The organism is Oryzisolibacter sp. LB2S, assembly GCF_040732315.1.
Taxonomy (GTDB): Bacteria; Pseudomonadota; Gammaproteobacteria; order Burkholderiales; family Burkholderiaceae_C; genus Alicycliphilus; species Alicycliphilus soli.
The window spans coordinates 507,149-530,000 of the sequence record NZ_CP160388.1; the positions used below are offsets into that span (position 1 = coordinate 507,149).

The 22,852-nt window shown below is 68.0% G+C and carries 26 protein-coding genes; 22 read left to right on the plus strand and 4 right to left on the minus strand.

What is annotated here, in order from left to right; translation table 11 throughout:
* The first annotated feature begins 12 nt into the window (after positions 1 to 12).
* Positions 13 to 453, plus strand: coding sequence for a flagellar export chaperone FliS (gene fliS / locus ABUE11_RS02405; RefSeq protein WP_367067464.1), 441 nt, complete (start codon positions 13 to 15; stop codon positions 451 to 453).
* Positions 454 to 455: 2 nt separating this feature from the next.
* Positions 456 to 755: a flagellar protein FliT gene (locus ABUE11_RS02410; protein ID WP_367067465.1), complete on the plus strand. Its 300-nt coding sequence runs from the start codon at positions 456 to 458 to the stop codon at positions 753 to 755.
* 245 nt (positions 756 to 1,000) lie between these two features.
* Here ABUE11_RS02410 and fliE read toward each other — a convergent pair whose 3' ends face one another.
* Positions 1,001 to 1,312: a flagellar hook-basal body complex protein FliE gene (fliE, locus tag ABUE11_RS02415; protein ID WP_367067467.1), complete on the minus strand. Its 312-nt coding sequence runs from the start codon at positions 1,310 to 1,312 to the stop codon at positions 1,001 to 1,003.
* 176 nt (positions 1,313 to 1,488) lie between these two features.
* Here fliE and fliF point away from each other — a divergent pair, with 176 nt between their 5' ends.
* From fliF to fliR, 13 genes are all read left to right on the plus strand, one after another.
* Positions 1,489 to 3,177 carry a flagellar basal-body MS-ring/collar protein FliF gene (gene fliF, locus ABUE11_RS02420; protein WP_367067468.1) on the plus strand — a complete coding sequence of 563 codons (1,689 nt, stop codon included), beginning with the start codon at positions 1,489 to 1,491 and terminating at the stop codon, positions 3,175 to 3,177.
* A 30-nt stretch (positions 3,178 to 3,207) separates the two neighbouring features.
* Positions 3,208 to 4,203, plus strand: a complete 996-nt coding sequence (gene fliG / locus ABUE11_RS02425) for a flagellar motor switch protein FliG (protein ID WP_367067470.1) — start codon at positions 3,208 to 3,210, stop codon at positions 4,201 to 4,203.
* Positions 4,190 to 4,933: a flagellar assembly protein FliH gene (locus ABUE11_RS02430; protein WP_367067472.1), complete on the plus strand. Its 744-nt coding sequence runs from the start codon at positions 4,190 to 4,192 to the stop codon at positions 4,931 to 4,933. The genes fliG and ABUE11_RS02430 overlap by 14 nt, the downstream gene beginning before the upstream one ends.
* A complete protein-coding gene (gene fliI, locus ABUE11_RS02435) occupies positions 4,923 to 6,323 on the plus strand; it encodes a flagellar protein export ATPase FliI (RefSeq protein ID WP_367067474.1) in 1,401 nt (466 codons plus the stop codon). The genes ABUE11_RS02430 and fliI overlap by 11 nt, the downstream gene beginning before the upstream one ends.
* Positions 6,324 to 6,328: 5 nt before the next feature.
* A complete protein-coding gene (fliJ, locus tag ABUE11_RS02440) occupies positions 6,329 to 6,787 on the plus strand; it encodes a flagellar export protein FliJ (RefSeq protein ID WP_367067476.1) in 459 nt (152 codons plus the stop codon).
* A 5-nt stretch (positions 6,788 to 6,792) separates the two neighbouring features.
* A complete protein-coding gene (locus tag ABUE11_RS02445) occupies positions 6,793 to 8,049 on the plus strand; it encodes a flagellar hook-length control protein FliK (protein ID WP_367067477.1) in 1,257 nt (418 codons plus the stop codon).
* Between the two features lie 151 nt (positions 8,050 to 8,200).
* Positions 8,201 to 8,779 carry a flagellar basal body-associated FliL family protein gene (locus ABUE11_RS02450; protein ID WP_367067478.1) on the plus strand — a complete coding sequence of 193 codons (579 nt, stop codon included), beginning with the start codon at positions 8,201 to 8,203 and terminating at the stop codon, positions 8,777 to 8,779.
* Positions 8,780 to 8,790: 11 nt separating this feature from the next.
* Positions 8,791 to 9,795, plus strand: coding sequence for a flagellar motor switch protein FliM (fliM, locus tag ABUE11_RS02455; protein ID WP_367067479.1), 1,005 nt, complete (start codon positions 8,791 to 8,793; stop codon positions 9,793 to 9,795).
* Positions 9,785 to 10,228: a flagellar motor switch protein FliN gene (gene fliN / locus ABUE11_RS02460; RefSeq protein ID WP_367067480.1), complete on the plus strand. Its 444-nt coding sequence runs from the start codon at positions 9,785 to 9,787 to the stop codon at positions 10,226 to 10,228. The genes fliM and fliN overlap by 11 nt, the downstream gene beginning before the upstream one ends.
* A gap of 7 nt (positions 10,229 to 10,235) precedes the next feature.
* Positions 10,236 to 10,574, plus strand: coding sequence for a flagellar biosynthetic protein FliO (locus ABUE11_RS02465; RefSeq protein WP_367067481.1), 339 nt, complete (start codon positions 10,236 to 10,238; stop codon positions 10,572 to 10,574).
* Between the two features lie 22 nt (positions 10,575 to 10,596).
* On the plus strand, positions 10,597 to 11,325 hold the full coding sequence (gene fliP / locus ABUE11_RS02470) for a flagellar type III secretion system pore protein FliP (RefSeq protein ID WP_367068725.1): 729 nt from the start codon (positions 10,597 to 10,599) through the stop codon (positions 11,323 to 11,325).
* Between the two features lie 10 nt (positions 11,326 to 11,335).
* Positions 11,336 to 11,605 carry a flagellar biosynthesis protein FliQ gene (gene fliQ / locus ABUE11_RS02475; protein ID WP_367067482.1) on the plus strand — a complete coding sequence of 90 codons (270 nt, stop codon included), beginning with the start codon at positions 11,336 to 11,338 and terminating at the stop codon, positions 11,603 to 11,605.
* Between the two features lie 5 nt (positions 11,606 to 11,610).
* Positions 11,611 to 12,381: a flagellar biosynthetic protein FliR gene (gene fliR, locus ABUE11_RS02480; RefSeq protein ID WP_367067483.1), complete on the plus strand. Its 771-nt coding sequence runs from the start codon at positions 11,611 to 11,613 to the stop codon at positions 12,379 to 12,381.
* Between the two features lie 26 nt (positions 12,382 to 12,407).
* On the opposite strand, the gene ABUE11_RS02485 is transcribed toward fliR, so the two are convergent.
* Complete coding sequence (locus ABUE11_RS02485; RefSeq protein ID WP_367067485.1) at positions 12,408 to 13,037, minus strand: response regulator transcription factor; 630 nt, start codon at positions 13,035 to 13,037, stop codon at positions 12,408 to 12,410.
* Positions 13,034 to 14,155 carry an ATP-binding protein gene (locus tag ABUE11_RS02490; protein ID WP_367067486.1) on the minus strand — a complete coding sequence of 374 codons (1,122 nt, stop codon included), beginning with the start codon at positions 14,153 to 14,155 and terminating at the stop codon, positions 13,034 to 13,036. The genes ABUE11_RS02485 and ABUE11_RS02490 overlap by 4 nt, the downstream gene beginning before the upstream one ends.
* Before the next feature lie 100 nt (positions 14,156 to 14,255).
* Between ABUE11_RS02490 and ABUE11_RS02495 the strand changes: the two genes are divergently transcribed.
* The 7 genes from ABUE11_RS02495 (at position 14,256) to ABUE11_RS02525 (ending at position 20,649) form a co-directional block, all read left to right on the plus strand.
* A complete protein-coding gene (locus tag ABUE11_RS02495) occupies positions 14,256 to 14,705 on the plus strand; it encodes a hypothetical protein (RefSeq protein ID WP_367067487.1) in 450 nt (149 codons plus the stop codon).
* 66 nt (positions 14,706 to 14,771) lie between these two features.
* Positions 14,772 to 15,134 (plus strand): response regulator, encoded by a 363-nt coding sequence (locus ABUE11_RS02500; protein ID WP_367067488.1) that lies wholly within the window; start codon positions 14,772 to 14,774, stop codon positions 15,132 to 15,134.
* Between the two features lie 51 nt (positions 15,135 to 15,185).
* Positions 15,186 to 17,312, plus strand: coding sequence for a chemotaxis protein CheW (locus tag ABUE11_RS02505; protein WP_367067489.1), 2,127 nt, complete (start codon positions 15,186 to 15,188; stop codon positions 17,310 to 17,312).
* 41 nt (positions 17,313 to 17,353) lie between these two features.
* Entirely contained in the window at positions 17,354 to 17,842 is a 489-nt protein-coding gene (locus ABUE11_RS02510; RefSeq protein WP_367067490.1) for a chemotaxis protein CheW, read from the plus strand.
* Complete coding sequence (locus tag ABUE11_RS02515) at positions 17,839 to 18,753, plus strand: CheR family methyltransferase (protein WP_367067491.1); 915 nt, start codon at positions 17,839 to 17,841, stop codon at positions 18,751 to 18,753. The genes ABUE11_RS02510 and ABUE11_RS02515 overlap by 4 nt, the downstream gene beginning before the upstream one ends.
* Before the next feature lie 28 nt (positions 18,754 to 18,781).
* Entirely contained in the window at positions 18,782 to 19,504 is a 723-nt protein-coding gene (gene cheD / locus ABUE11_RS02520) for a chemoreceptor glutamine deamidase CheD (protein WP_367067492.1), read from the plus strand.
* Between the two features lie 35 nt (positions 19,505 to 19,539).
* Positions 19,540 to 20,649 (plus strand): chemotaxis response regulator protein-glutamate methylesterase, encoded by a 1,110-nt coding sequence (locus ABUE11_RS02525; protein ID WP_367067494.1) that lies wholly within the window; start codon positions 19,540 to 19,542, stop codon positions 20,647 to 20,649.
* A gap of 15 nt (positions 20,650 to 20,664) precedes the next feature.
* On the opposite strand, the gene ABUE11_RS02530 is transcribed toward ABUE11_RS02525, so the two are convergent.
* Entirely contained in the window at positions 20,665 to 22,551 is a 1,887-nt protein-coding gene (locus ABUE11_RS02530; RefSeq protein WP_367067495.1) for an ATP-binding cassette domain-containing protein, read from the minus strand.
* Positions 22,552 to 22,852: the final 301 nt, after the last annotated feature.

Here is a 22,852-nt window from a genome sequence, read left to right on the forward strand (position 1 = left end):
AGGATCAACGCCATGTTCACCGCCATGAATCCCCGTGCCGCGTCGGCCTACCAGCGCATCAACATCGAAACCAGCATGCGCAGCTTTGATCAGCACCAACTGGTCAGTCTGTTGTATGAAGGTGTGCTGGGTGCCATTGCCAACGCCCGCGGCGCGCTCGCGCGCGGTGACGTGGCAGCCAAGTGCAACGGCATTGCCAAGGCCGTGCGCATTCTGGAGGAAGGTCTGATGACGGCGCTGGACCGCAAGGCAGGCGGCGCGTTGGCGGAAAACCTGGGCGCGGTGTATGAATACTGTCTGGCTCGCCTTATCCAGGCGAATGTGCGCAATGACGATGCCATGCTGCAGGAGGTGGCGCGACTGATCGCTCCCATTGCGCAGGGTTGGAACGAAATGAAGAACGGCAACGCTGCCGCCAACGAAGTGGCGCAGCCCGCGCTGATGGAGGCCTGAGAATGCCCGAGATGCTGATCGACTACTACAAGGCCATAGAGAGCAGCAGCGCCCGCATGCTGGAGGCCGCGCGCCTCAAGGACTGGGACGAGGTGATGCGCTGCGAGGGCGCCTGTGCGGTGCTCATCGAACAGCTGCGCTACCAGTCTCGGCAGCAGCAGCTGGAGCCCGAGCAGCGCAAGGAGAAGGCGCGCATCATGCAGCGCATACTGCGCAACGATGCGCAGATCCGCATCCTTGCCGAGCCCTGGATGGCGCAGTTCGAGCAACGGTTTGAAGGGCAGCTGCAGGTGATGCACTGAAGTACCTGCCGCGGCGTGGTGGTGCCGCGTGGACGAGTCCAAGGCTGGGGGCCGGCACCGTGAGGTGGCCGGCCTTTTTTCTTTGTCGTGCCCGGTTCCTGGGATGTGACAGCGCCTGTGCTCCGGGTGGCAGTACCTACAGGCAAAATATGGTTGCAGCGCTTATGAATAAAGCGCTGGCAGCTATAAAAATAAGTGTGTTGAAGTGGCTTCTGCAGCCCGCGCGGCGATGGCGGCGGCCGGACTCAGACCTGCATGTTCATGATGTCGGTATAGGCCTGCACCATGCGGTTGCGCACGTGCAGCGTGGCCTGGAAGCCGATCTGCGCCTTTTGCACGGCGACCATGGTCTCCTCGATGCTCACCCTGGGGTTTTCCAGCTGCACCTCGCGCTGCAGGCCGCTGGCCTGTTCCTGGGCGGCGCTGACCGCCTGCAGGGCGTTCCTGAAGGCGGTGGAGAAGCCCACCTCCTGCGCGGCCGGCTGCGGCGCCATGACGCGGCGGGCCAACTCGGTGCCGGTCAGTGGGTTCGGGGTGCTGGAGATGCGCAGGTCCATGGTGAATCGGGCAGGGGTTGCAGGATGCAGCGATCGTAGGCATCCGGGGCCGTGCCAGATGGGGGAAATGATGGCCAAAGGGGCGGCTTATCCACCGAACGGGCGCGGGGGGGACTTCAATAATCGCCGCAGCGCCAGAGTCCCGTCTGGCGACCGCCCTTTTGTGGAAGAGCCCGATGTCTGCAGTTGCCGAAGTCCCCGTCACACCGCCTCCCGCCGCCAGCGCCGGCTGGCAGCAGCGGCTGAGCGCGCTGGACCGCGGCGCGCGCCTGCGCCTGGGCGCCGCGGCGCTCCTGGTGCTGGCCGTGCTGGCGGCCATGTTCTTCTATGGCCGTCAGCCCGAGTACCGGGTGCTGTTCTCGGGACTGAACGACAAGGATGGCGGCGCCATCGTGGCCCAGCTGGCGCAGATGAACGTGCCCTACAAATACACCGAGGGCGGCGGCGCCATCATGGTGCCGGCCGAGCGCGTGCACGACGTGCGCCTGCGCCTGGCCACGCAGGGTCTGCCCAAGGGCTCGGTGACGGGCTTCGAGCTCATGGAGAGCAATCGCTTCGGCGTGACGCAGTTCCAGGAGCGGCTCAACTTCCAGCGCGGGCTCGAGGGCGAGCTCACGCGTTCCATCCAGGCGCTGGACTCGGTGCAGAGCGCGCGCGTGCACCTGGCGCTGCCCAATCAGAACGGCTTTTTCCGCGAGCAGCAAAAGCCCTCGGCCTCGGTGCTGCTCGGCCTGTACCCGGGGCGCATGCTCGACCGCGCGCAGATCGCGGGCATCGTGCACCTGGTGGCCTCCAGCGTGCCCGAGCTCGCGCCCTCGGCCGTGAGCGTGCTCGACGACACGGGCAAGCTCCTGTCGCAGTCGCCCGAGGCGAGTGACCGGGCCGGCGTGGACGCGCAGCAGCTGGCCTATGTGCAGCAGATCGAGCAGCTCTACACGCGCCGCATCCTCGACCTGCTCGAGCCCGTGGTGGGCAAGAACAATGTGAAGGCCCAGGTGACGGCCGAGGTGGACTTCAGCCAGACCGAGTCCACCTCCGAGCAGCACCGCCCCAATCTGTCGCCCGACTCGAGCGCCGTGCGCAGCCAGCAGATCGTGGAGAGCATGGGCGAGAAGTCCGCGCTGCCGCCCACGGGCGTTCCCGGCGCCGTGAGCAATCAGCCGCCGCAGAACTCCACCGCGCCCATCAACGGGGCCAACCCGCCGCCCACGGCCGCCAATGCGCAGCAGGCAGGGGCGCAGGGCGGCGCCGCGGGCAAGCGCGAATCCATCACCAACTACGAGGTGGACAAGACCACGCGCGTGACGCGCGGCGGCGCCGGCGCCATCAAGCGCGTGAACGCCGCCGTGGTCGTCAACTACCAGAGCGTGAGCGAGGAGCCGGGCAAGCCGCCGGTGGCCAAGGCGCTGTCGCCCGAGCAGCTCGAACAGATGACGGCCCTGGTGCGCGATTCCATTGGCTTCAACCGGGAGCGCGGCGACTCGGTGAATCTGATGAACGCCCCCTTTCTGGTCACCGAGGCGCCCGCGGCCGAGCTGCCGCTGTGGAAGCAGCCCGAGGTCGTGGAGTTGGCCCGGTCCCTGGGCTGGCCCGTGGGCATCTCCCTGGCCGTGGCGCTGCTGCTGCTGGGCCTGGTGCGCCCGCTGATCAAGGGCAGGCAGCGGGCGGCCGCGCCGGTGCAGGGTGGCCAGCTGCACGCCCTGGCGGCCGATGAGCTGGAGCGCCCCGCGCTGCCGGCGCCCGCGTCGGCCGAGGAGCTGCAGCCCACGGCGGAGCAGCTGCGCCTGGAGGAGGCGCGCAAGCTCGCGCGCGACAACCCCGTGGCCGTGGCCGCCATCCTCAAGACCTGGGTCAACGGCGAGTGACCCCCACCCATTGCGGAGCATGAGACTGGTATGGATGAACAGGGACTGAACGACGCGGCCATCATGCTGATGTCCCTGGGCGAGGAGGAGGCCGCCGAGGTCTTCAAGCATCTCTCGCCCAAGGAGGTGCAAAAGCTCGGCGAGACCATTGCGCGCATGCGCACCGTCTCCCGGGACAAGGTGGACGAGGTGATCACCCGTTTCACGAACGAGGCCGCGGCGCAGAGCCTGCTGGTCTCCGACACGGGCAACTACGTGCGCGCCGTGCTCAAGCGCGCGCTCGGGGACGACAAGGCCGCGCTGCTCATAGACCGCATCCTGCAGGGCGGGGACGTCTCGGGCATCGAGAGCCTGAAATGGATGGACCCGCTGTCCGTGGCCGAGCTGCTGCGCAACGAGCATCCGCAGATCGTGGCCGCCATCCTCGTGCATCTCGAGCCCGATCAGGCGTCCGGCATCCTGGCCCAGCTGACCGAACGCCAGCGCGGCGAGGTCATGCTGCGCATCGCCACCCTCGAGGGCATACAGCCCACGGCGCTCAAGGACCTGAACGAGGTGCTGTTCAAGGTGCTGGCCGGCGGCGACAAGGTGCGCAAGAGCTCGCTCGGCGGCGTGCAGGCGGCCGCCAACATCATCAACCTCATGGGTTCGGGCATGGACACGGCGGTGCTGGATGCGATTCGCGGCGTCGACATCGATCTGGCGCAGAGGATCATGGACAAGATGTTCATCTTCGACGACGTGGCCAAGCTCGACGACCGCTCCATCCAGACCGTGCTGCGCGAGGTGGCCTCCGAGACCCTGGTCGTGGCCCTCAAGGGCGCGCAGCCCGAGGTGCGCGACAAGATCCTCGCCAACATGTCCACGCGCGCGGCCGCTGCCATGCGCGAAGATCTGGAGTCGCGCGGCCCCATGCGTCTGTCCGAGGTCGAGGCGCAGCAGCGCGAGATCCTCAAGACCGTGCGCCGCCTGGCCGACGAGGGCCAGATCGCGCTGAGCGGCGGAGGCGACGATGCCTTCGTCTAACCGCTACACCCGCTTCATCCCGCGCGAGGAGATCGGCGACGTCATGCGCTGGGAGTTCGGCGACGTGCATGGCGCGGACACGCTGCGGCCCCTGGTGCCGCCGCGCCCGCTGCTGGTCGACGAGCCCGCGCCCACGGCCGATGACGCGGCCGCGCAGGCCGAACAGGCCGAGCAGCAGGCCCTGCTGCAGCAGGCGCATGACGAAGGACATGCGCGCGGCCTCGCCGAGGGTGAGCAGCAGGCGCGCCTGGCCGCGCAGCAGCAGATGGACGACTACATCGCGGGCCAGGGGCGCGAGGCAGCGGCCCGGCTGGCGGCCGTGGCGCAGGCGCTCGAGGCCAGCCTGGCCGGCCTGCAGCAGACCATGGCCCAGGAGGTGCTGCAGCTGGCCTGCGACATCGCGCGCCAGGTGGTGCGGCGCGAGGTGGCCGCGCCCCAGGCCATGTTGCCCGTGGTGCGCGAGGCGCTGTCCATGCTGGCCGCCGAGAACCGTCCCGCGACCGTGCGCCTGAACCCGGCCGACTGGGCAGCCCTGGAAAAGCCGCTGCGCGAGGAGTTCTCGTCCCCCCGCATCGAATGGCAGCCGGACCCCGCAGTGCAGGCCGGCGACTGCCTGGTGGAGAGTGCGGGCATGGTCATCGACGGCACCATGGACAAGCGCTGGCGCCGCGCCATCGCGGCCCTGGGCCTGAGCGCCGCCTGGCGCGAGGAGGGCGCCGATGCCGATTGAGCCTGCCAGCGCCTGGACCGGCTTCATGGCCGAGGCGCGCGGCCGCATGGCGGCGCAGCCGCCGCTCGAGGCACGCGGCACGCTCACGCGCCTGACGGGACTGGTGCTCGAGGCCGCGGGCCTGCGCGTGCCCGTGGGCGCGCAATGCCAGGTGCAGATGAACGGGCAGGAGCCCGTGCTGGCCGAGGTTGTGGGCTTTGCCGGCGACAAGGCGTTTCTGATGCCCGCGGGCGACATCCACGGCCTGTCCAGTGGCGCCCGCGTGGCGCCGGCCGCCGCCTATGTGCCGGCGCCGCGCCTGGGCGCCGCCATGGCCGAGCCGGTGGACACGAGCACGGGCGTGCTGCGCCTGCCCCTGGGCGATGGCCTGCTCGGGCGTGTGGTGGACTCGCAGGGCCTGCCGCTCGACCATGGCGGGCCGCTCACGGGCGTGACGGCCCTGCCCATGGACCGCAGTCCCATCAACGCCATGGAGCGCGACCCCGTGCGCGAACCGCTCGATACCGGCGTGCGCGCCATCAACGCGCTGCTCACCGTGGGGCGCGGCCAGCGGCTGGGGCTGTTTGCCGGCTCGGGTGTGGGCAAGTCGGTGCTGCTGGGCATGATGGCGCGCAACACCCGGGCCGATGTCATCGTGGTCGGCCTGATCGGCGAGCGCGGGCGCGAGGTCAAGGAGTTCGTCGAGGACATCCTCGGCGAGGAGGACCGCGGCCGCGCGGTGGTCGTGGCCGCGCCCGCCGATGCCCCGCCGCTGTTGCGCATGCAGGGCGCGGCCTACGCCACGGCGATCGCCGAGCATTTTCGTGACCAGGGACGGCATGTGCTGCTGCTCATGGACTCGCTCACCCGCTACGCCATGGCGCAGCGCGAGATTGCGCTGGCCATCGGCGAGCCGCCGGCCACCAAGGGCTACCCGCCGAGCTGCTTTGCCAAGCTGCCGGCGCTGGTCGAGAGGAGCGGCAACGGCCTCAATGGCGTGGGCTCGATCACCGCGTTCTACACCGTGCTGTCCGAGGGCGACGACCAGCAGGACCCGATCGCCGACGCGGCGCGCGCGATTCTCGATGGGCACATCGTGCTCTCTCGCGCGCTCGCGGAAAGCGGCCATTACCCGGCGATCGACATCGAGCAGTCGGCCTCGCGCGTGATGCACAACGTGGTGTCGCAGGCGCATTTCGACCTCGCGCGCGGCTTTCGCGCCACCTACTCGCGCTACCAGAAGAGCCGCGACCTGATCCAGGTCGGCGCCTACATGGCCGGCTCCGATCCGCAGCTCGACGAGGCCATACGCCTGCAGCCGGGCATGGTGGGCTTTCTGCAGCAGGGCATGCGCGAGGCAGCGCCCATGGATGAATGCGTCGCGGCGCTCGGTCAGGTGCTGGAAGGCTGACCCGCATGAGCGCGCTCAACGCCTTCGTCGTCGCCGTCGAGCTGGCCGAGCGCCGGCGCGACGCCGCGCGACAGACGCTGGCCAGCGTGCAGGGCGCCCGTCAGGCTGCGCAGGCGCAGCTCGATCAGCTCACCGGCTACGCGGCCGAGACGCAGCAGCGCTGGGGGCCGAAGGCAGGCGCCGCGGTGCAGCCCGAGGTCATGCACCACCACTACCAGTTCATGGGGCGGCTCGACCACGCCATCGGCCTGCAGACGCAGACGCTGAGCGGCCAGGACCAGCGCGTGGCCCAGGCTCGACAGGCCTTGCTGCAGGCCGAGCTGCGCCTGGCCAGCCTGCGCAAGGTGCTCGAGCGCCGCAGGGCCGACCTGGCGCAGCAGCAGCAGCGCCGCGAACAAAAACAGACCGATGAGCGCGCATCGCTGCGCGCCGCCACCCGCACGGGTGCAGTGGATCAGGAGTGACAGCGATGGAAAAGACCGCCATTTCTTCGACCCGGGAAACGGGTGCGCAGGGCGCACAGGGCTCTCGCGGCGTGGCCGGCCGTGCCGGCGCGGCGCGCGAGGGCGATGGTGCGCCGGAGCAGGCAGGCGGCTTTGCCATGCTGCTGCAGACGCTGGCGACCAGCGCCGCGGGTGATGCCGAAGCCCAGGATCCGACCGTGGCCATGCCCGATGCGGCGGCGCTGCAGCCCTGGATGGCACAGCTGCAGGCGCAGCCGCTGCCGCCGCACGGCGCGGGCAATGTGCCGGCGGGTGACCCGTTGGCGACGCTGGGCCGGCGCGGCCAGCACAGCCTGGTCGCACAGACCGCCCTGCTCGATGGCGCGGCCGAGGCGGCCCTGGTCGATGGAACGGCGCAGAGCGCAGGGCCCGCCGCGCCCATGGGGCGTGGTGGCGTGGGGCGCGCGTCTGCGCCGCGCGACGCCATGGCGGGCGCTGCCGATCTGGCGCCAGCCATGGCCGTGAGTCGCATGGCCGGTGGCCGGCACGTGCAGGCCGGCGCCGATCCGGCGATGCCGCCGCAGGCCGCCTTGCAGACCGCTCAAGCGGCCGCTGCGCCGGGCATGGATCGCGCCGCCCCGCAGGCCGTCGCGCAGCCGCTGACCGGCTTGGAGGCCCAGGCGCATGTGGCCAGTCTCACCCCCGGCGCCGCAGAGGCCGCCGTGGGCCCGTCCGCCGCAGGCGGCGGGCAACGCATGGGAAATGCGGCCCAACCCGACGTGGCGGCCATGGTGGTGCCCGAGCAGCCCGCGCAGCCAGGGCCGGCCGGCGCGAGCGATGCCGCCCAGCCCGGACAGCTCGCCCAGGACGGCGCGGCGGACGCCCAGGCCGATCTGCTCACCGAACAGGTCACCTACTGGGTGCACCAGAAGACCCAGAACGCGGCGGTCACCGTGGATCAGGGGGGCCAGCCCGTGGAAGTCAAGGTGGCACTCACGGGCGACCAGGCCCATGTGAGCCTGGGCAGCGACCGGCCGCAAGAGCGCGAGCAGCTCGACGCGGGCCGCGACCAGCTGCAGGACATGCTGGAGCGCCAGGGCTTGCAGCTCGCCGGTATGACCGTGGGCACCGGTGGGCGCCAGGATGCAGGCTCCGGTCAGGAAGAGCGCGACCCGGGGCGAGCGGGCGGGCGGCGCGCGAGCGTGCGGGTGGAGCCCGTGGCGCCGAGGGCCCTGCCAGCGGTGGCCGGGCGGGGCGAGCGCAGCCTGGACATCTTCGTGTGAGCCGGGGCGCGCCCGCGGGCGCATGAAATGCGCGGTTTTGGGCCTCTATTCGGGCGATCGGTTTGGGGGGGCTTGGAAATAATGGGCCATCGAGCAAGTTCACTGTGCTCTCCGACTGTCCGACGTGGCCACCGCCCGAGAAAGCCCCCAAGTGTCCGAATCCACTGCCTCCCCGGCCAAGAACAAGATGCTGATCATCGTCGCGCTGGCGCTCGTCGCGCTGCTGGTGGTCGGCGGCGCGCTGGCCTGGCTGCTGCTGGCCCAGCGTGGCGCCGCCGATGAGGAGGAGGGACGCGCGCCCTCGGCCCAGGCGGCCCTGCCCAAGACGCCGCCCACCTTTCTGCCCATGGACAACATGGTGGTGAACCTGGCCGATCCCGGTGGAGATCGGTTCGTCCAGGTGGGCATTACGCTGGAGCTCGCCGATGCCAAGACCTCGGAGCTCGTCAAGACCTACATGCCCAGCATCCGCAGCAAGGTGCTGCTGCTGCTGTCGCAGCGCACGACCGATGAGCTGCTGACGCGCGAGGGCAAGGAAAAGCTGGCCCTGGACATTCGCCGTGAGGTCTCCCACCCCCTGGGCTTTTCCGTGCCCAAGCCGCGCAGGCGCGCCGTGCAGCGCGATCTCGACGAGGAGGAGCTAGAGGACGACGAGGTGGCGCCACGCCGCTCCCGCGCGGACGACAACCCGGTGCGCCAGGTGCTGTTCTCGAGCTTCATCATTCAATAGGGGAGGATGCCGTGAGCGATTCCTTTCTGTCGCAGGAAGAGGTCGACGCGCTGCTCGAGGGCGTGACCGGCGAAAGCCAGAAGACCGTCAAGGAGGAGATAGAGGCGGGCGCCGTGCGCGACTACGACATCTCCAGCCAGGAGCGCATCGTGCGCGGGCGCATGCCGACGATGGAGATCGTCAACGAGCGCTTTGCCCGCAACTTCCGCATCGGCCTGTTCAACTTCATACGCCGCAGCCCCGAGATCTCCGTGGGCGCGGTGTCGGTGCAGCGCTACAACGCGTTCCTGCGCGAGCTCGTGGTGCCGACCAACTTCAACATCTGCGCGATTCGCCCCTTGCGCGGCAGCGGCCTGATCGTGTGCGAGCCGTCGCTGCTCTTCGGCATCATCGACACCTTGTACGGCGGCGTTGGCAAGTTCCAGACGCGCATCGAGGGGCGCGACTTCTCGGCCACCGAGCAGCGCGTGATCCAGCGCCTGGTGGGCCTGATCTGCGAGGAATACAAGAAGGCCTGGCATGGCATCTACCCGCTGGAGCTGTCCTACCAGCGCTCGGAGATGCAGCCGCAGTTCGCCAACATCGCCACGCCCAGCGAGATCGTGGTGTCCACGGCGTTCCAGCTCGAGATCGGTGACCTGGCCGGCGCCATCCACATCTGCATGCCCTACGCCACGCTCGAGCCCATACGCGACGTGCTGTACTCGGCCACGCAGGGCGACGCGATTGAAGTGGACCGGCGCTGGGTCAAGGTGCTCACGCGCGAGATTCAGGCCGCCGAAGTCACGCTGGTGGCCGAGCTGGCGCGCGCCGACGCCACCGTGGAGCAGCTGCTCGCGATGAAGCCGGGCGACTTCATCGAGCTCGAACGCGAGCCGCGCATACGCGCCACGATCGAGGGCGTGCCGGTTTTCGAATGCCAGTACGGAACGCACAACACCAAGTACGCGATCCGCATCGAGGAATGCCTGCGCGGCAACGACGCGCATTGGGCGGGAGATAAACATGTCAACTGAGTCCGATCACGACAACCCGGGCGGCGCGGCCGCCGACGACCCGTTCGCGGGCTGGGCCGAGGCCCTGGAGGAGCAAAAGAGCGCGACGGCGCAGACCGTCGATGCCGAGCAGGGCGGCCCCCTGTCGGGCGAGCCCGCGCGCAGCTTCGGCCATGGCGATGCCCAGGTGCACGACATCAACATGGTGCTCGACATCCCCGTGCAGCTGTCAGTGGAGCTGGGCCGCACCAAGGTGCCCATCAAGTACATCCTGCAGCTGGCCCAGGGCTCGGTCGTGGAGCTCGACGCCCTCGCGGGCGAGCCCATGGACGTGCTGGTCAATGGCTACCTCATCGCGCAGGGCGAGGTGGTGGTCGTCAACGACAAGTTCGGCATCCGCCTGACCGATGTGGTCACGCCGTCCGAGCGTCTGCGCCGGGTCAGCCGTGGCTAGCATGGGCATGACACAGACGCTGGCGCTGATCGTGCTGCTGATCGCGGCGCTGGCGGCACTGCCCTGGCTGATCCGGCGTCTTCCGCAGCGCGCCGGCCTGCAGGCGGGTGGGGGCGCCGCATCGCGCGTGCTGTCCGCCGTGGCCGTGGGGCCGCAGGCGCGCGTGGTCACGGTGGAAGTGGGCGCGCCCCGGCAGCGCACGCTGCTGGTGCTCGGGGTGACGGCGCAGCAGATCAACTGCCTGCATGTGCTGCCCGCCGCATCTTCCGATGGCGGCGGCTTCGCGGCCGAGATGACGGCCGCGCGTGCGCAGGCGGCTCGGCCGGTTGAGGGTGATCATGCGTAAGTCATTGCGTGGTGCGCTGCTCATGGCCGGCCTGTGGGCGGCCGGTGCGGCCTGGGCCCAGCAGCAGCCGGGCGCGGGTGCCAGCCTGCCGCTGCTGGTCGGCAGCGGCGCGGGCGGCGCGAGCTATTCGGTGCCTATACAGACGCTGCTGTTCTTCACGGCCCTGTCCTTCCTGCCGGCCGTGCTCCTGATGATGACGGGCTTCACGCGCATCGTCATCGTGCTGTCTCTCCTGCGCCAGGCCATAGGCACGCAGCAGGCGCCGCCGAACCAGGTCATCATCGGCCTGTCGCTGTTCCTCACGCTGTTCGTCATGGGGCCGACGCTGGACAAGGTCTACCAGGAGGCCTATGTGCCCTACACCACGAATGCGCTGAGTTTCGAGCAGGCACTCGCCAAGGCCGAGGCGCCCATGCGTGGCTTCATGCTCAAGCAGACGCGTCAGTCGGACTTTGCGCTGTTCGCGCGCCTGGCCAAACTTGACGATGCGGTGACGGCCGAGAACGCGCCGCTGCGCGTGCTGGTCCCGGCCTTCGTGACGAGCGAGTTGAAGACCGCCTTCCAGATCGGCTTCATGGTCTTCATCCCCTTTCTGATCATCGACATGGTGGTCTCCAGCGTGCTCATGTCGCTGGGCATGATGATGCTGTCGCCGGTGCTGGTGGCGCTGCCGTTCAAGCTCATGCTGTTCGTGCTTGCCGATGGCTGGAATCTGCTGATCGGCTCGCTGGCGGCGAGCTTCGCCACGTGAAGGAGTTGCGATGACCTCCCAGTTCGTTCTGACCATGGGGCGCGATGCGCTCACGCTGCTGCTCATGGTGGCTCTGCCGGTGCTCGGCGTGGTGATGGCCGTGGGCCTGCTGGTGAGCATCTTCCAGGCCGTCACGCAGATCCACGAGGCCACGCTGGCCTTCGTTCCCAAGCTGGTCGCTGCCGTGGTGGTGTTCACGATCGCCGGGCCGTGGATGCTCACCACGCTGGTCGACTACCTGCGCCGCACCATCGAGTCCATTCCCAGCGTCGTGGGATAGGCATCTTGATCACCTTCACCGAGGCGCAGATCATGGCCTGGCTGTCGCCGGTGCTGTGGCCGTTTCTGCGCGTGCTGGCGCTGTTCACCGCGGCGCCCGTGTTCTCCATGCGCGCCATACCCGTGCGCGTGCGCATAGGCCTGGCGTTCTTCGTGGCGCTGTGCGCCCAGGCCGTGCTGCCCGCTCATCCGGTCATCGACGTCAACGGCCGCGAGGCCCTGGGCGCGGTGCTGCAGCAGGTGGGCGTGGGGCTGGCCCTGGGCTTTGCCGTGCGCCTGGTGTTTGCGGCCGTGGAGCTGGCGGGCGAGGTCATGGGCCTGCAGATGGGGCTGAACTTCGCCTCGTTCTTCGATCCCATGGCCAATGCCCAGGTGAGTGCGGTGGCCCGCTTCTTCGGCAACATCGCCATGCTGCTGTTCGTGGTCATCAACGGCCATCTCATGGTGCTGATGGCCGTGGTCAAGAGCTTTGACGCGTTTCCCGTGGGTGGCAGCCTGCTGCAGGCCGTGGCGCAGATGCGCCTGCATGAGCTGGGCGCGTCGCTGTTCGCGAGCAGCCTGTGGATCGCCCTGCCCATGATCGCGCTGCTGCTGTTCGTCAACCTCACGCTGGGCATCATCTCGCGCGTGGCGCCGCAGATGAACATCTATGCCGTGGGCTTCCCGGTCACGCTCACGGTGGGGCTGCTGGGCATCACCGCGACCCTGCCCATGCTCGAGCAGCCCATGGTGACGCTGCTGCAGCAATCCATAGACATTTTTGCCTCCGGGCGTTGACAGGCAAGCGCGGACAGCTATCGTTTTTATACGAGCTGATTGCGTATGGCGTAGACCGTGAGCTCGGCGTTGTTGGCCAGCTTGAGCTTCTCGAGCACGCGGGCGCGGTACACGCTCACGGTCTTGGGGCTGAGCATGAGCTCCTCGGCAATGTCCGACAGGCGCTTGCCCGAGGCGATCTTCACCAGCGTCTGCAGCTCGCGCTCGGAAAGCGCCTCGTGCGGCAGTTCGGGCGTGGGCTGGGCCAGGCTGTCGGCCAGCAGCTGTGCGACCTCGGGCGTGAGGTACTTGCGGCCCTGCATCACGGTCTGCACGGCGGCGATCAGCTGTACCGGGTCGCCGGCCTTGTTGGCGTAGCCATGGGCGCCGGCCTTGAGGCAGCGCAGCGCATACTGGTCCTCGGGGTACATGGAGACGATCAGCACCTTGATGGCGGGGTGCGACTCCCTGAGGCTGGCGAGCACCTCCAGGCCGCTGCGCCCGGGCAGGTTCAGGTCGAGCAGCAGCACGTCGCATTCGGCCTTGCGCAGCACCTCGCGCAGCTCGGGGTAGCTGCCGGCCTCGCCGGTCACGCAGATGTCGGGCGACTCGGTCAGCGTGTCGCGTATGCCGCGGCGCAGCACGGCATGGTCATCGCAAAGCACCACTTGGATCACGTCTCTTCTCCAGTTGCATGGCTCGCCGCATGGAGCGGCACGCTCATGATGACCGAGGTGCCCTGGCCGGGCCGGCTGCTGATGTCCAGCCAGCCGCCGGCGCGCCGGGCGCGCTCCTGCAGGCCCTTGAGGCCGAAGGAGCGGGGCTTGTGCAGCATCTCGGGGGCGATGCCGCGGCCGTCGTCGCTGACCTCCAGCGTCAGCACGCCTTCGTGGTCGGAGAGGTCGACATGCACGCGGCTGGCCTGGGCATGCCTGTGCACGTTGGTCAGCGCCTCCTGCGCCGTGCGGTAGGCCACGAGCTGCAGCGCCGCGGGCATGTCCATGGTCTCGCGGCCCGCGCTCATGCGCACGGGCACCCGCGTGCGGCGCTCGAAGGATTCGGCCAGCCAGCGCACCGCGGCCACCAGTCCCTGGTCCAGCACCGGCGGTCGCAGGTTCATCATGAGGCGCTGGCTGGCGTCCATGGCGTGCTGCAGCATCTCCGTGGCGGTGGCGGCATGCTGGCGCTGGCCCTCGTCGTGCGCGTGGCGCGCCAGCCAGGCCAGGTCGAACTTCACGGCCGCGAGCGCGCCGCCGATGTCGTCATGGATCTCGCGCGCAATCGCGGCGCGCTCCTCCTCGATCGAGGTCTGCAGGTGCTCGGCCAGATCGGCCAGGCGCTGCTCGGACGCGGCCAGATCGGCCACGGCCTGCTCGCGCGCCCGCCGGGCCTCGGCCACCTCGATGGCGCGCTGCAGCACATGCGGCAGGCGCGCCATGTCGTCCTTGAGCAGGTAGTCGGCAAAGCCCAGACGCATGGCGTCGACCGCGGCGGCCTCGCCGATGGCGCCCGACAGCAGCACGAACGGGGGGCGGTTGGGTTGTCTTTCGACGACATGCCAGGCGTCGAGCGCGGTGAAACCCGGCAGGCGGTAGTCGGCCAGGATCAGGTCGAAATCCTCCTGCCCCAGCCATTGCGTGAACTGCTCCAGGGTGTCCACCTGGCGGATCTCGTGCGGCAGCCCCGCGCGGCGCAAGGTCAGGCCCACCAGCGCATGGTCGGCGGCCGAATCCTCGAGATGCAATACGCGCACGGGTCTTTTCAGGCTGTTGTCGTCGGTAGAAATAGGTATCATAGGATACATATTGGAACAAATAGGTCTGCCGCATTGCGGTGGGAAGCGGTGGTCTTGGGGCAGGGTCGTGGTCGCATTGGGCGGCCGCCATGGAGAAAGCATGCAATCTACGCTCAATACGCCCGACCAGGGGCCGGTCGTGCAGGTGCCCCTGATGGTGGCTGCCGAGTTGCAGGATTGTCTGCTCATGGCCACCCATGACCTGCACCGGCTGGAGGGCCTGCTCAATCACGCGACCGACAACCTGCTCGCCCGTTTTGGGGAGGCCAATGCCCTGCTGACCGATGCGTTCGTGGGCCAGTCGGCCGAGCTGCAGGCCTTGCGCACGGCGCTGCGCTGCGCGGTGACGGAGCTGCAGTTTCACGACATGTCCACCCAGCTCATCACCCATACCAGCCGTGTGTTGCAGGCGAGCGCCTTTTCGCTCGCGGCCCAGGTCATGGGCCGCGAGGAGGGCGAGGAGGCGGCGTCGCTCGAGGGACTGGCGCCCCAGCGTCCCAACCCCGTCGCGCAGCGCGAGATGGCGGCCGGATCGGTGGAGCTGTTCTGAGGCGCATCCCGGGGCCTGTCTCAACCGCCAAATCATTCAATCAATCAAGAGTCGTTGGAGCCTTTCATGCAGTCCATTCTTGCCGTCGATGATTCGCCGTCCATGCGAAAAATGGTGTCCTTCACGCTCACCAGCGCGGGCTACCACGTCGTGGAGGCGGTGGATGGCAAGGATGCGCTGGAGAAGGCCGAGGCCCATGCGATCAACCTGGTGCTCGCGGACCAGAACATGCCGCACCTGGACGGCATTGGTCTGACGCGCCGGCTGCGCGAGCACCCGCGCTACAAGAACACCCCGATTCTGATTCTCACGACCGAGTCCAGCGACCAGATGAAGCAGGCGGGCCGGGCGGCCGGAGCCACGGGATGGCTCGTCAAGCCCTTCGACCCCGTGCGTCTCATCGAAGTCATCCAGAAGGTCATTCGCTGACGGGCGCATGCCCCCGGCTCATTCACGCAGCACACAGGAATCCGAAGCATCATGGCGGACACCCATTCTCAGAGCTCCGGCGCAGGCGCGGACTTCGACCTCAGCCAGTTCTATCAGATATTTTTCGAGGAGGCGGGCGAGAACCTCGACCAGATGGAGCAGATGCTGCTGAACCTCGATCTCGATGCGGCCAATGACGAGGAGCTCAACGGCATCTTCCGCTGCGCGCATTCCATCAAGGGCGGCGCCGCCACCTTCGGCTTTTCCGACGTGGCAGAGCTCACCCATCACATGGAGTCCCTGCTGGACAAGCTGCGCCGCCACGAGCTGCACCTGATCGCGTCCATGGTCGATGTGCTGCTGGCGTCGGCGGACGCCTCGCGCAGCCTGCTCGCGCGGCACCAGGCCGGCGGGGAGGGCGAGGCCTTGTCCACCGAGGAACTGGTGCGCGACATCAGCCTGCTGGTGTCGGGCGCCGTGCCGGAGATGCCCGCGCCCGTACCGGCGCTGGATCCGTCACCCGAGCCTGTCCTGGCGCCGGCCCTGGCCCCTGCGTCCGCGGCGCCGGCCGCCGGCGCCGCTGCGGCGGACGGTGTGCGCTCGCTGGAAATCCATGTGGGCCCTCTCGACCAGCCGGCCACCGCCGACGCCATCAAGGAGCTGTTCAGAGACATCCCAGGCCTCGGGCAGATCGAGGACCTGCCGGCGCAGCATCCCGCGATACGGCGCTTTGCCGTGCAGACGGCCTCCACGGACGAGGATCTGCTGGATCTGTTCGCGTTTCATGTGGCCAAGGACCAGGTCAGCATCCACGCCGCCGCAGCTTGCGGGGGCTCGGGCGCTGCCGGCGGCGCAGCGGCGGAGCAGTACGGATTCTTTGCCGGTGCGCCCGGCGTGCCCGTCGATGCGGAGGCGGTCGCGGCCCTGGCTGCATCGACGGCGCCGGCAGCAAGGCCGGTGGCGGCCCGTGCGCAGGCAGAGCCCCGGCAGCCGAGCCAGGCGTCGATGGAGTCCTCCACCATACGCGTGGCCGTGAGCAAGGTGGATCAACTCATCAATCTGGTGGGCGAACTCGTGATCACCCAGGCCATGCTGGCGCAGAACAGCCGCGGCCTGGACGCGGGCGTCTATCAGCAGCTGCTGGCCGGACTGGCCGACCTGGACCGCAACACGCGCGATCTGCAGGAATCGGTGATGTCCATCCGCATGATTCCCATGGCCACGGTGTTCAACCGCTTCCCGCGCATGCTGCGGGACCTTGCGGGCAAGCTGGGCAAGAAGGTGGACTTCGTGACCCAGGGCGAGGCCACCGAACTGGACAAGAGCCTGGTGGAGAAGATCACCGATCCGCTGACGCACCTCGTGCGCAACAGCCTGGACCACGGCATCGAGTCCCCCGAGGCGCGACTGGCGGCGGGCAAGCCCGAGCATGGCACGCTGACGCTGTCCGCGGCCCATCAGGGGGGCTCGATCGTCATCGAGGTGCGTGACGACGGCAAGGGGCTGTCTCGCGACAAGATTCTCGCCAAGGCACGCGAGCGCGGCCTGGACGTGAGCGACTCCATGCCGGACGCCGAGGTCTGGCAGCTGGTCTTTGCACCGGGCTTCTCCACCGCCGAGGTGGTCACCGACGTGTCCGGCCGCGGCGTGGGCATGGATGTGGTCAAGCGCAACATCGGCGCGTTGGGCGGATCGGTGGAGATCGACTCGGCCGAGGGCTATGGCACGCGCGTGTCGGTGCGCCTGCCGCTCACGCTGGCCATCATGGATGGCATGTCGGTGGGCGTGGGCGACGAGGTCTACATCCTGCCGCTGTCCTCGGTGGTCGAGTCCTTCCAGGTGAATGCCGACGACCTCAACACCGTGACCCAGGGCGCACAGCTCGTGAAGGTGCGCGGCGACTACATGCCCGTCGTGGCGCTGGAGAAGGTCTTCCAGGTGCCGCGGCCCGCGGGTGCGCAGACGGCGGGCAACAACATCATGGTGGTCGTGGAGGCCGATGGCAGCCGCGTGGCCGTGCTGGTCGACGAGCTGCTGGGCCAGCAGCAGGTGGTGGTGAAGAACCTGGAGACCAACTACCGCAAGGTTCCCAACGTGTCCGGGGCCACCATCCTTGGCGATGGTGCGGTGGCGTTGATTCTGGACACTGGGGCGCTGGTGCGCCGGGCGCGCCATTGAGGGCGCCGCAGAGGGAACGGGAAATTGCGAGGAGTCACTGTATGAACGTGGTGGACAAGGGCGTGGAAGAGATGGCGGCCGGCGCCAAGGAATACCTCAGCTTTCGACTGGGGGAGGAGGAGTACGGCATTGACATCCTCAAGGTGCAGGAGATTCGCGGCTATGAGGCGCCCACGCGCATCGCCCATGCGCCGGCCTTCATCAAGGGCGTGATCAATCTGCGCGGCACCATCGTGCCCATCGTCGACATGCGCCTGCGCTTCGGCTGCGCGCAGGCCGAGTACAACAGCTTCACCGTGGTCATCATCCTGAACCTGCGCGAGCGGGTGGTCGGCATCGTGGTCGATTCCGTCAGCGACGTGCTGGAACTGGCGCCGGATCAGCTGCGTGCCGCTCCGGACATGGAATCGGGCATGGATGCGCAATGCATACGCGGCCTGGGGTCCGTGGGCGGCCGCATGCTGATTCTGTTGGATATCGAGCGCCTGATGTCCGGGGTGGACATGGGGATCGTGACGGCGGCGACATGATGCAGGCGCAGGGCAGTGCCGTCGGCATGGGCGACGCGCGCCGCCTCCAGTCGCGCCTTGGCGCGCACCGGGCGGCGTCGGAAGATGAGTCCGCGCAGGGGGCGCAGGGGCGCGAGTTCGCCTGGACCCAGGCCGACTTCTCGCGCGTTCAGGCCCTGATCTACCAGCGTGCGGGCATCAGCCTGCACGATGGCAAGCACGCCATGGTCTACAGCCGTCTCTCGCGCCGCCTGCGCGAGACCGGACACAACAACTTCCGCGACTATCTGGGCTGGCTGGAAAGTACCGACGGGCCGGAATGGCAGGAGTTCGTGAACGCCCTCACCACCAACCTGACGGCGTTCTTCAGGGAACAGCACCATTTCGACATCTTTGCGCAGCTGCTGCGCACGCGCCCGTCCGGGCCGTGGAACGTGTGGTGCAGTGCCGCGTCGACCGGCGAGGAGCCCTATTCGATCGTCATGACGGCGCTCGAGACCTTGCAGCCGCGCGCACAGTTCAAGCTTGCCGCGAGCGACATCGACTCCAACGTGTTGGCCACGGCGGCGCGCGGGGTGTACCGCATCGATGGACTCAAGAGCCTGAGCCAGGCCCGGCTGCAGCGCTTCTTTCAGCGCGGCACGGGGGCCAATGCGGGGCTGGCACGCGTGCGCCCCGAGCTGCGCAATGCCATCGAGTTCCTCAGCGTCAACCTGATCCGTGACGATTGGCCGTTTCGCGAGTCCTTCGACGTCGTGTTCTGCCGTAACGTCATGATCTACTTCGATGAGCCCACGCAGCGTCGCGTGCTCGAGCGCATCCACCATGTGCTCAAGCCCGGTGGCATGCTGTTCGTGGGCCATGCGGAGAACTTCAGCGATTCGCGCGACCTGTTCGCCCTGCGTGGCAAGACGGTCTATGAGCGTGTTTGACACGAGACAGCAGCCGTACAGGAGCATCATGCCCATTGCATCGCAGCAGCAGACAGCCGTATCGGTCGAGCGCAGGCTGGTGCCGCGCATCACGCCGCTGGCGCCCGGTGCGCACGCCAGCGTCGAGGCCGCCCCGCAGCGCACCCTGCAGCAGCTCAAGGCGCTGCCGCGCAAGCCGGGCGAGGCGTCCTTCTTCTTCTTCGACCACCATTTCCAGCACAACGCGGTCAAGGTCCTGCCGGGGGAATACTTTGTTGCGTGTGAGCAGCTGGCCATCATGACGGTGCTGGGCTCGTGCATCGCGGCCTGTCTGTGGGACAGCCGCATGCGCGTCGGCGGCATGAACCACTTCATGCTGCCCGAGGGTGATGGCGCCGATGCCTCGGGGCGCTATGGCTCCTATGCGATGGAGCTGCTGATCAACGAGATGATGAAGCTGGGCGCGCGCCGCGAGACCCTGCAGGCCAAGATCTTCGGCGGCGGCCAGGTCATGGCCAGCTTCACGGCCATGAACGTGGGCGAGCGCAATACGCGCTTCGTGCAGGACTATCTGGCGACGGAGCGCATTCCCATCGTCTCCGAGGACGTGCTCGACATATGTCCGCGCAAGGTGGTGTTCTTCCCGGTGACTGGCAAGGCCATGGTCAAGCGTCTCGCGCATGCCCACCCGGATGCGCTGGCGCTGGAGGCGCGCGGCAACGCGGCGGCGGTGGCGCGCACCAACCATGGCGGATCGGTGGATCTGTTCTGATCGCCGTCCGAATGACAAGAGAGGTATCAAGCAGTATGAAGGGCAAGATCCGGGCCATCGTGGTCGACGACTCGGCGTTGGTGCGCAGCCTGCTGTCGGAGATCATCAACCGCCAGCCAGATATGGAGTGCATCGGCACGGCCAACGATCCGTTGATCGCGCGCGAGATGATCCGTGAGATGAATCCGGACGTGATCACGCTCGACGTCGAGATGCCGCGCATGGATGGCATCGACTTTCTGGGCCGTCTCATGCGCCTGCGCCCCATGCCGGTCGTGATGATCTCCACGCTGACCGAGCGGGGTGCCGAGGTCACGATGAAGGCGCTGGAGCTCGGCGCCGTGGACTTTGTCGCCAAGCCGCGCGTGGGCCTGGCCGGGGGACTCAATGAGCTGGCATCGCAGATCGTCGACAAGATCCGCATCGCGGCCGCGGCCCATGTACGGCGCATGCCGGTGCGCCATGCCAGCGCCATCGTCCATCCCGAGCCGGGCGCGGCCGCCGCAGCGCCGGCGCAGCCACCATCGGCGCTGCTGGGCCGCCTGTCGACCGAGAAGCTCATCTGCATCGGCGCCTCGACCGGCGGCACCGAGGCCATACGCGAGGTGCTGGTGCACATGCCGGCCGACTCGCCGGCCATCGTCATCACCCAGCACATGCCGCCGGGTTTCACCACCAGCTTTGCGACGCGCCTCAACGGCCTGTGCCAGATCACGGTGAAAGAGGCGGTGAATGGCGAGCGCATTCTGCCGGGCCATGCCTACATCGCGCCGGGAGGCAAACAATTTTCCATTGCGCGCAGCGGCGCCAACTACGTGGCTGTGGTCGATGATGGTCCGCCCGTGAACCGCCACAAGCCGTCCGTGGAGGTGCTGTTCAAGTCAGCCGCGGCGGTGGTCGGGCGCAACGCCTACGGCATCATGCTCACCGGCATGGGCGCCGATGGCGCGGCGGCCATGCGCGAGATGCGCGATGCCGGCAGCTACAACTACGTGCAGGACGAGGCGAGCTGCATCGTCTTTGGCATGCCGCGCGAGGCCATCGCCCATGGCGCGGCCGACGAGGTGCTGCCGTTGACGCAAATCGCGCCGGCACTGATCGCGCGCCTGCGCGGCACCACGGACCGCCTGCACCACCGCATCTGATAGCCCCGGCCGGCGTCAGTCGGAGAGCGCGGCCCAGCGCTCGAGCGCCTGCATGAGCTGCTCCTCGATCTCGGCATCACGCTGGTGCAGGGCCGCGGCGCGCGCGCCGTCGCGCACGTAGAGGCTGCCGTCCTCGAGCTCGGCGCGCAGGGCCTGCTGCTCGGCCTCCAGCGCTTCGATCTGCGCGGGTAGTTGCTCCAGTTCGCGCTGTTCCTTGTAGCTGAGCTTTCGCTTTTGTAGCTGCTCACGCTTGTCTGGAGCGGGTTTGACTGGGATTTTGTTTGTATTCTTGTTGGCGGTGGCCGGCGTGCCGGTCAGCTCGCGGCTGCGGCGGGATTGGGTCAGCCAGTCCTGCACGCCGCCCTCGTATTCGCGCCACAGCCCCTGGCCCTCGCTGGCGATGGTGCTGGTGACCACGTTGTCGAGAAAGCTGCGGTCGTGGCTCACCAGGAACACCGTGCCGTCATAGCCCTGCAGCAGCTCCTCGAGCAGCTCCAGCGTGTCGATGTCCAGATCGTTCGTGGGCTCGTCGAGCACCAGCACGTTGGCCGGGCGCGCAAACAGGCGCGCAAGCAGCAGGCGGTTGCGCTCGCCGCCCGAGAGCGAGCGCACAGGCGAATGGGCGCGCGCAGGGGAGAACAGAAAGTCCCCCAGGTAGCTCTTCACATGCTTGCGCTGGCTGCCAATTTCGATCCATTCGCTGCCCGGGCTGATGAAGTCCTCGAGCGTGGCATCGAGGTCCAGAGCGTTGCGCATCTGATCGAAATACGCCACCTGCAGGTTGCTGCCACGGCGCACGCTGCCGCTGTCGGGTTCGAGTTCGCCCAGGATGAGCTTGAGCAGCGTGGTCTTGCCCGCTCCGTTGGGGCCGATCAGCCCCACCTTGTCGCCGCGCAGAATGGTGGCGCTGAAGTCGCGCACCACGGAGCGGTCGCCAAAGGCCTTGGAGACGCGCGTGAGCTCGGCCACGATCTTGCCCTGGTAGCTGCCCTGGCGGCCCGAGGCGATGTCCATCTTCACGCTGCCCAGCGCCTCGCGCCTGGCCGCGCGGCTCGCGCGCAGGGCCTCGAGCCGGCTGATGCGACTCTGGCTGCGCGTGCGCCTGGCCTCCACGCCCTTGCGTATCCAGACCTCCTCCTGCGCGAGCAGCTTGTCCGCGCGCGCATGGATCACCGCCTCCTGCGCGAGCTGCTCCTCCTTCTGCACGACGTACTCGGCAAAGTTGCCGGGGTAGGAGCGCAGCTGCCCGCGGTCGAGTTCGACGATGCGTGTGGCAATCCGGTCCAGAAAGCTGCGGTCGTGGGTGATGGTGACGACGCTGCCCTTGAAGGCCTGCAGCAAATCCTCCAGCCACTCGATCGAGTCCAGATCCAGATGGTTGGTGGGCTCGTCCAGCAACAGCACATCGGGCCTGGCCACCAGCGCCTGGGCCAGGGCCACGCGCTTCTTCGTGCCGCCCGACAGCCCGCCCACCAGGGCCTGAGGATCGAGGTGCAGCCGCTGCAGGGTCTCTTCCACACGCTGCTCCCAGTTCCAGGCGTCATAGGCCTCGATCTGCGACTGCAGGGCATCCAGATCGAGCCCCGGCGCGCCCGACAGATATTGCTCGCGCAGCGCGATGGCCTGTGAGATGCCGCGCGCCGCGGCCTGAAACACCGTGTCGTCGGCCGCCAGATCCGGCTCCTGGGCCACATAGGTGATGCGCAAGCCCTGCTGCACGCTCAGCGTGCCATCGTCGGGCTTGGCCAGCCCCGCGAGAATCTTCAACAGGGACGACTTGCCGGCGCCGTTGCGCCCGATCAGACCTATGCGCTCGCCCGCCTCCAGCGAGAACCCCGCGTGATCGAGCAGGGCGACATGCCCGAACGCCAACTGGGCGTCCAACAGAGTAATCATTGACATGCTGGGAATTATCGACGTGCGCCCAGACTGGGACTTGACCCCTCGCTGAAGCCTGCAGACAAAAAATTTGGCGAAAACTTTTTTAGGGGTAAACCCGGTATATACTTCACGCTTCGCTGCAACGCACCGCCCTCTGGGCCAGTTGATGCAGCGAAGGGAGAGATAAAAATTTCCCGCTTTGAGTTGCAAGATGGTTAAAAACCGATGTATACTCCAAGGCTTCGCTGATCGCAGCGACTGATTGCTGAAAGGTGGTTGGTTGCGGGATGGCGAGAAGGTTGAAAGACCTTCAAGTTTGCAA

What these genes read in the sequence shown, in the direction of transcription:
- ABUE11_RS02515 (WP_367067491.1), top strand. Translation starts at nt 17,839, where the DNA reads ATGATGCAGGCGCAGGGCAGTGCCGTCGGCATGGGCGACGCGCGCCGC.
- ABUE11_RS02430 (WP_367067472.1), top strand. Translation starts at nt 4,190, where the DNA reads ATGCCTTCGTCTAACCGCTACACCCGCTTCATCCCGCGCGAGGAGATC.
- fliS (WP_367067464.1), top strand. Translation starts at nt 13, where the DNA reads ATGTTCACCGCCATGAATCCCCGTGCCGCGTCGGCCTACCAGCGCATC.
- ABUE11_RS02465 (WP_367067481.1), top strand. Translation starts at nt 10,236, where the DNA reads ATGACACAGACGCTGGCGCTGATCGTGCTGCTGATCGCGGCGCTGGCG.
- fliJ (WP_367067476.1), top strand. Translation starts at nt 6,329, where the DNA reads ATGAGCGCGCTCAACGCCTTCGTCGTCGCCGTCGAGCTGGCCGAGCGC.
- ABUE11_RS02490 (WP_367067486.1), bottom strand. Translation starts at nt 14,155, where the DNA reads ATGATACCTATTTCTACCGACGACAACAGCCTGAAAAGACCCGTGCGC.
- ABUE11_RS02410 (WP_367067465.1), top strand. Translation starts at nt 456, where the DNA reads ATGCCCGAGATGCTGATCGACTACTACAAGGCCATAGAGAGCAGCAGC.
- fliF (WP_367067468.1), top strand. Translation starts at nt 1,489, where the DNA reads ATGTCTGCAGTTGCCGAAGTCCCCGTCACACCGCCTCCCGCCGCCAGC.
- ABUE11_RS02495 (WP_367067487.1), top strand. Translation starts at nt 14,256, where the DNA reads ATGCAATCTACGCTCAATACGCCCGACCAGGGGCCGGTCGTGCAGGTG.
- fliQ (WP_367067482.1), top strand. Translation starts at nt 11,336, where the DNA reads ATGACCTCCCAGTTCGTTCTGACCATGGGGCGCGATGCGCTCACGCTG.
- fliP (WP_367068725.1), top strand. Translation starts at nt 10,597, where the DNA reads ATGGCCGGCCTGTGGGCGGCCGGTGCGGCCTGGGCCCAGCAGCAGCCG.
- fliE (WP_367067467.1), bottom strand. Translation starts at nt 1,312, where the DNA reads ATGGACCTGCGCATCTCCAGCACCCCGAACCCACTGACCGGCACCGAG.
- ABUE11_RS02530 (WP_367067495.1), bottom strand. Translation starts at nt 22,551, where the DNA reads ATGTCAATGATTACTCTGTTGGACGCCCAGTTGGCGTTCGGGCATGTC.
- ABUE11_RS02525 (WP_367067494.1), top strand. Translation starts at nt 19,540, where the DNA reads ATGAAGGGCAAGATCCGGGCCATCGTGGTCGACGACTCGGCGTTGGTG.
- ABUE11_RS02500 (WP_367067488.1), top strand. Translation starts at nt 14,772, where the DNA reads ATGCAGTCCATTCTTGCCGTCGATGATTCGCCGTCCATGCGAAAAATG.
- fliI (WP_367067474.1), top strand. Translation starts at nt 4,923, where the DNA reads ATGCCGATTGAGCCTGCCAGCGCCTGGACCGGCTTCATGGCCGAGGCG.
- ABUE11_RS02510 (WP_367067490.1), top strand. Translation starts at nt 17,354, where the DNA reads ATGAACGTGGTGGACAAGGGCGTGGAAGAGATGGCGGCCGGCGCCAAG.
- fliG (WP_367067470.1), top strand. Translation starts at nt 3,208, where the DNA reads ATGGATGAACAGGGACTGAACGACGCGGCCATCATGCTGATGTCCCTG.
- cheD (WP_367067492.1), top strand. Translation starts at nt 18,782, where the DNA reads ATGCCCATTGCATCGCAGCAGCAGACAGCCGTATCGGTCGAGCGCAGG.
- fliN (WP_367067480.1), top strand. Translation starts at nt 9,785, where the DNA reads ATGTCAACTGAGTCCGATCACGACAACCCGGGCGGCGCGGCCGCCGAC.
- ABUE11_RS02505 (WP_367067489.1), top strand. Translation starts at nt 15,186, where the DNA reads ATGGCGGACACCCATTCTCAGAGCTCCGGCGCAGGCGCGGACTTCGAC.
- ABUE11_RS02445 (WP_367067477.1), top strand. Translation starts at nt 6,793, where the DNA reads ATGGAAAAGACCGCCATTTCTTCGACCCGGGAAACGGGTGCGCAGGGC.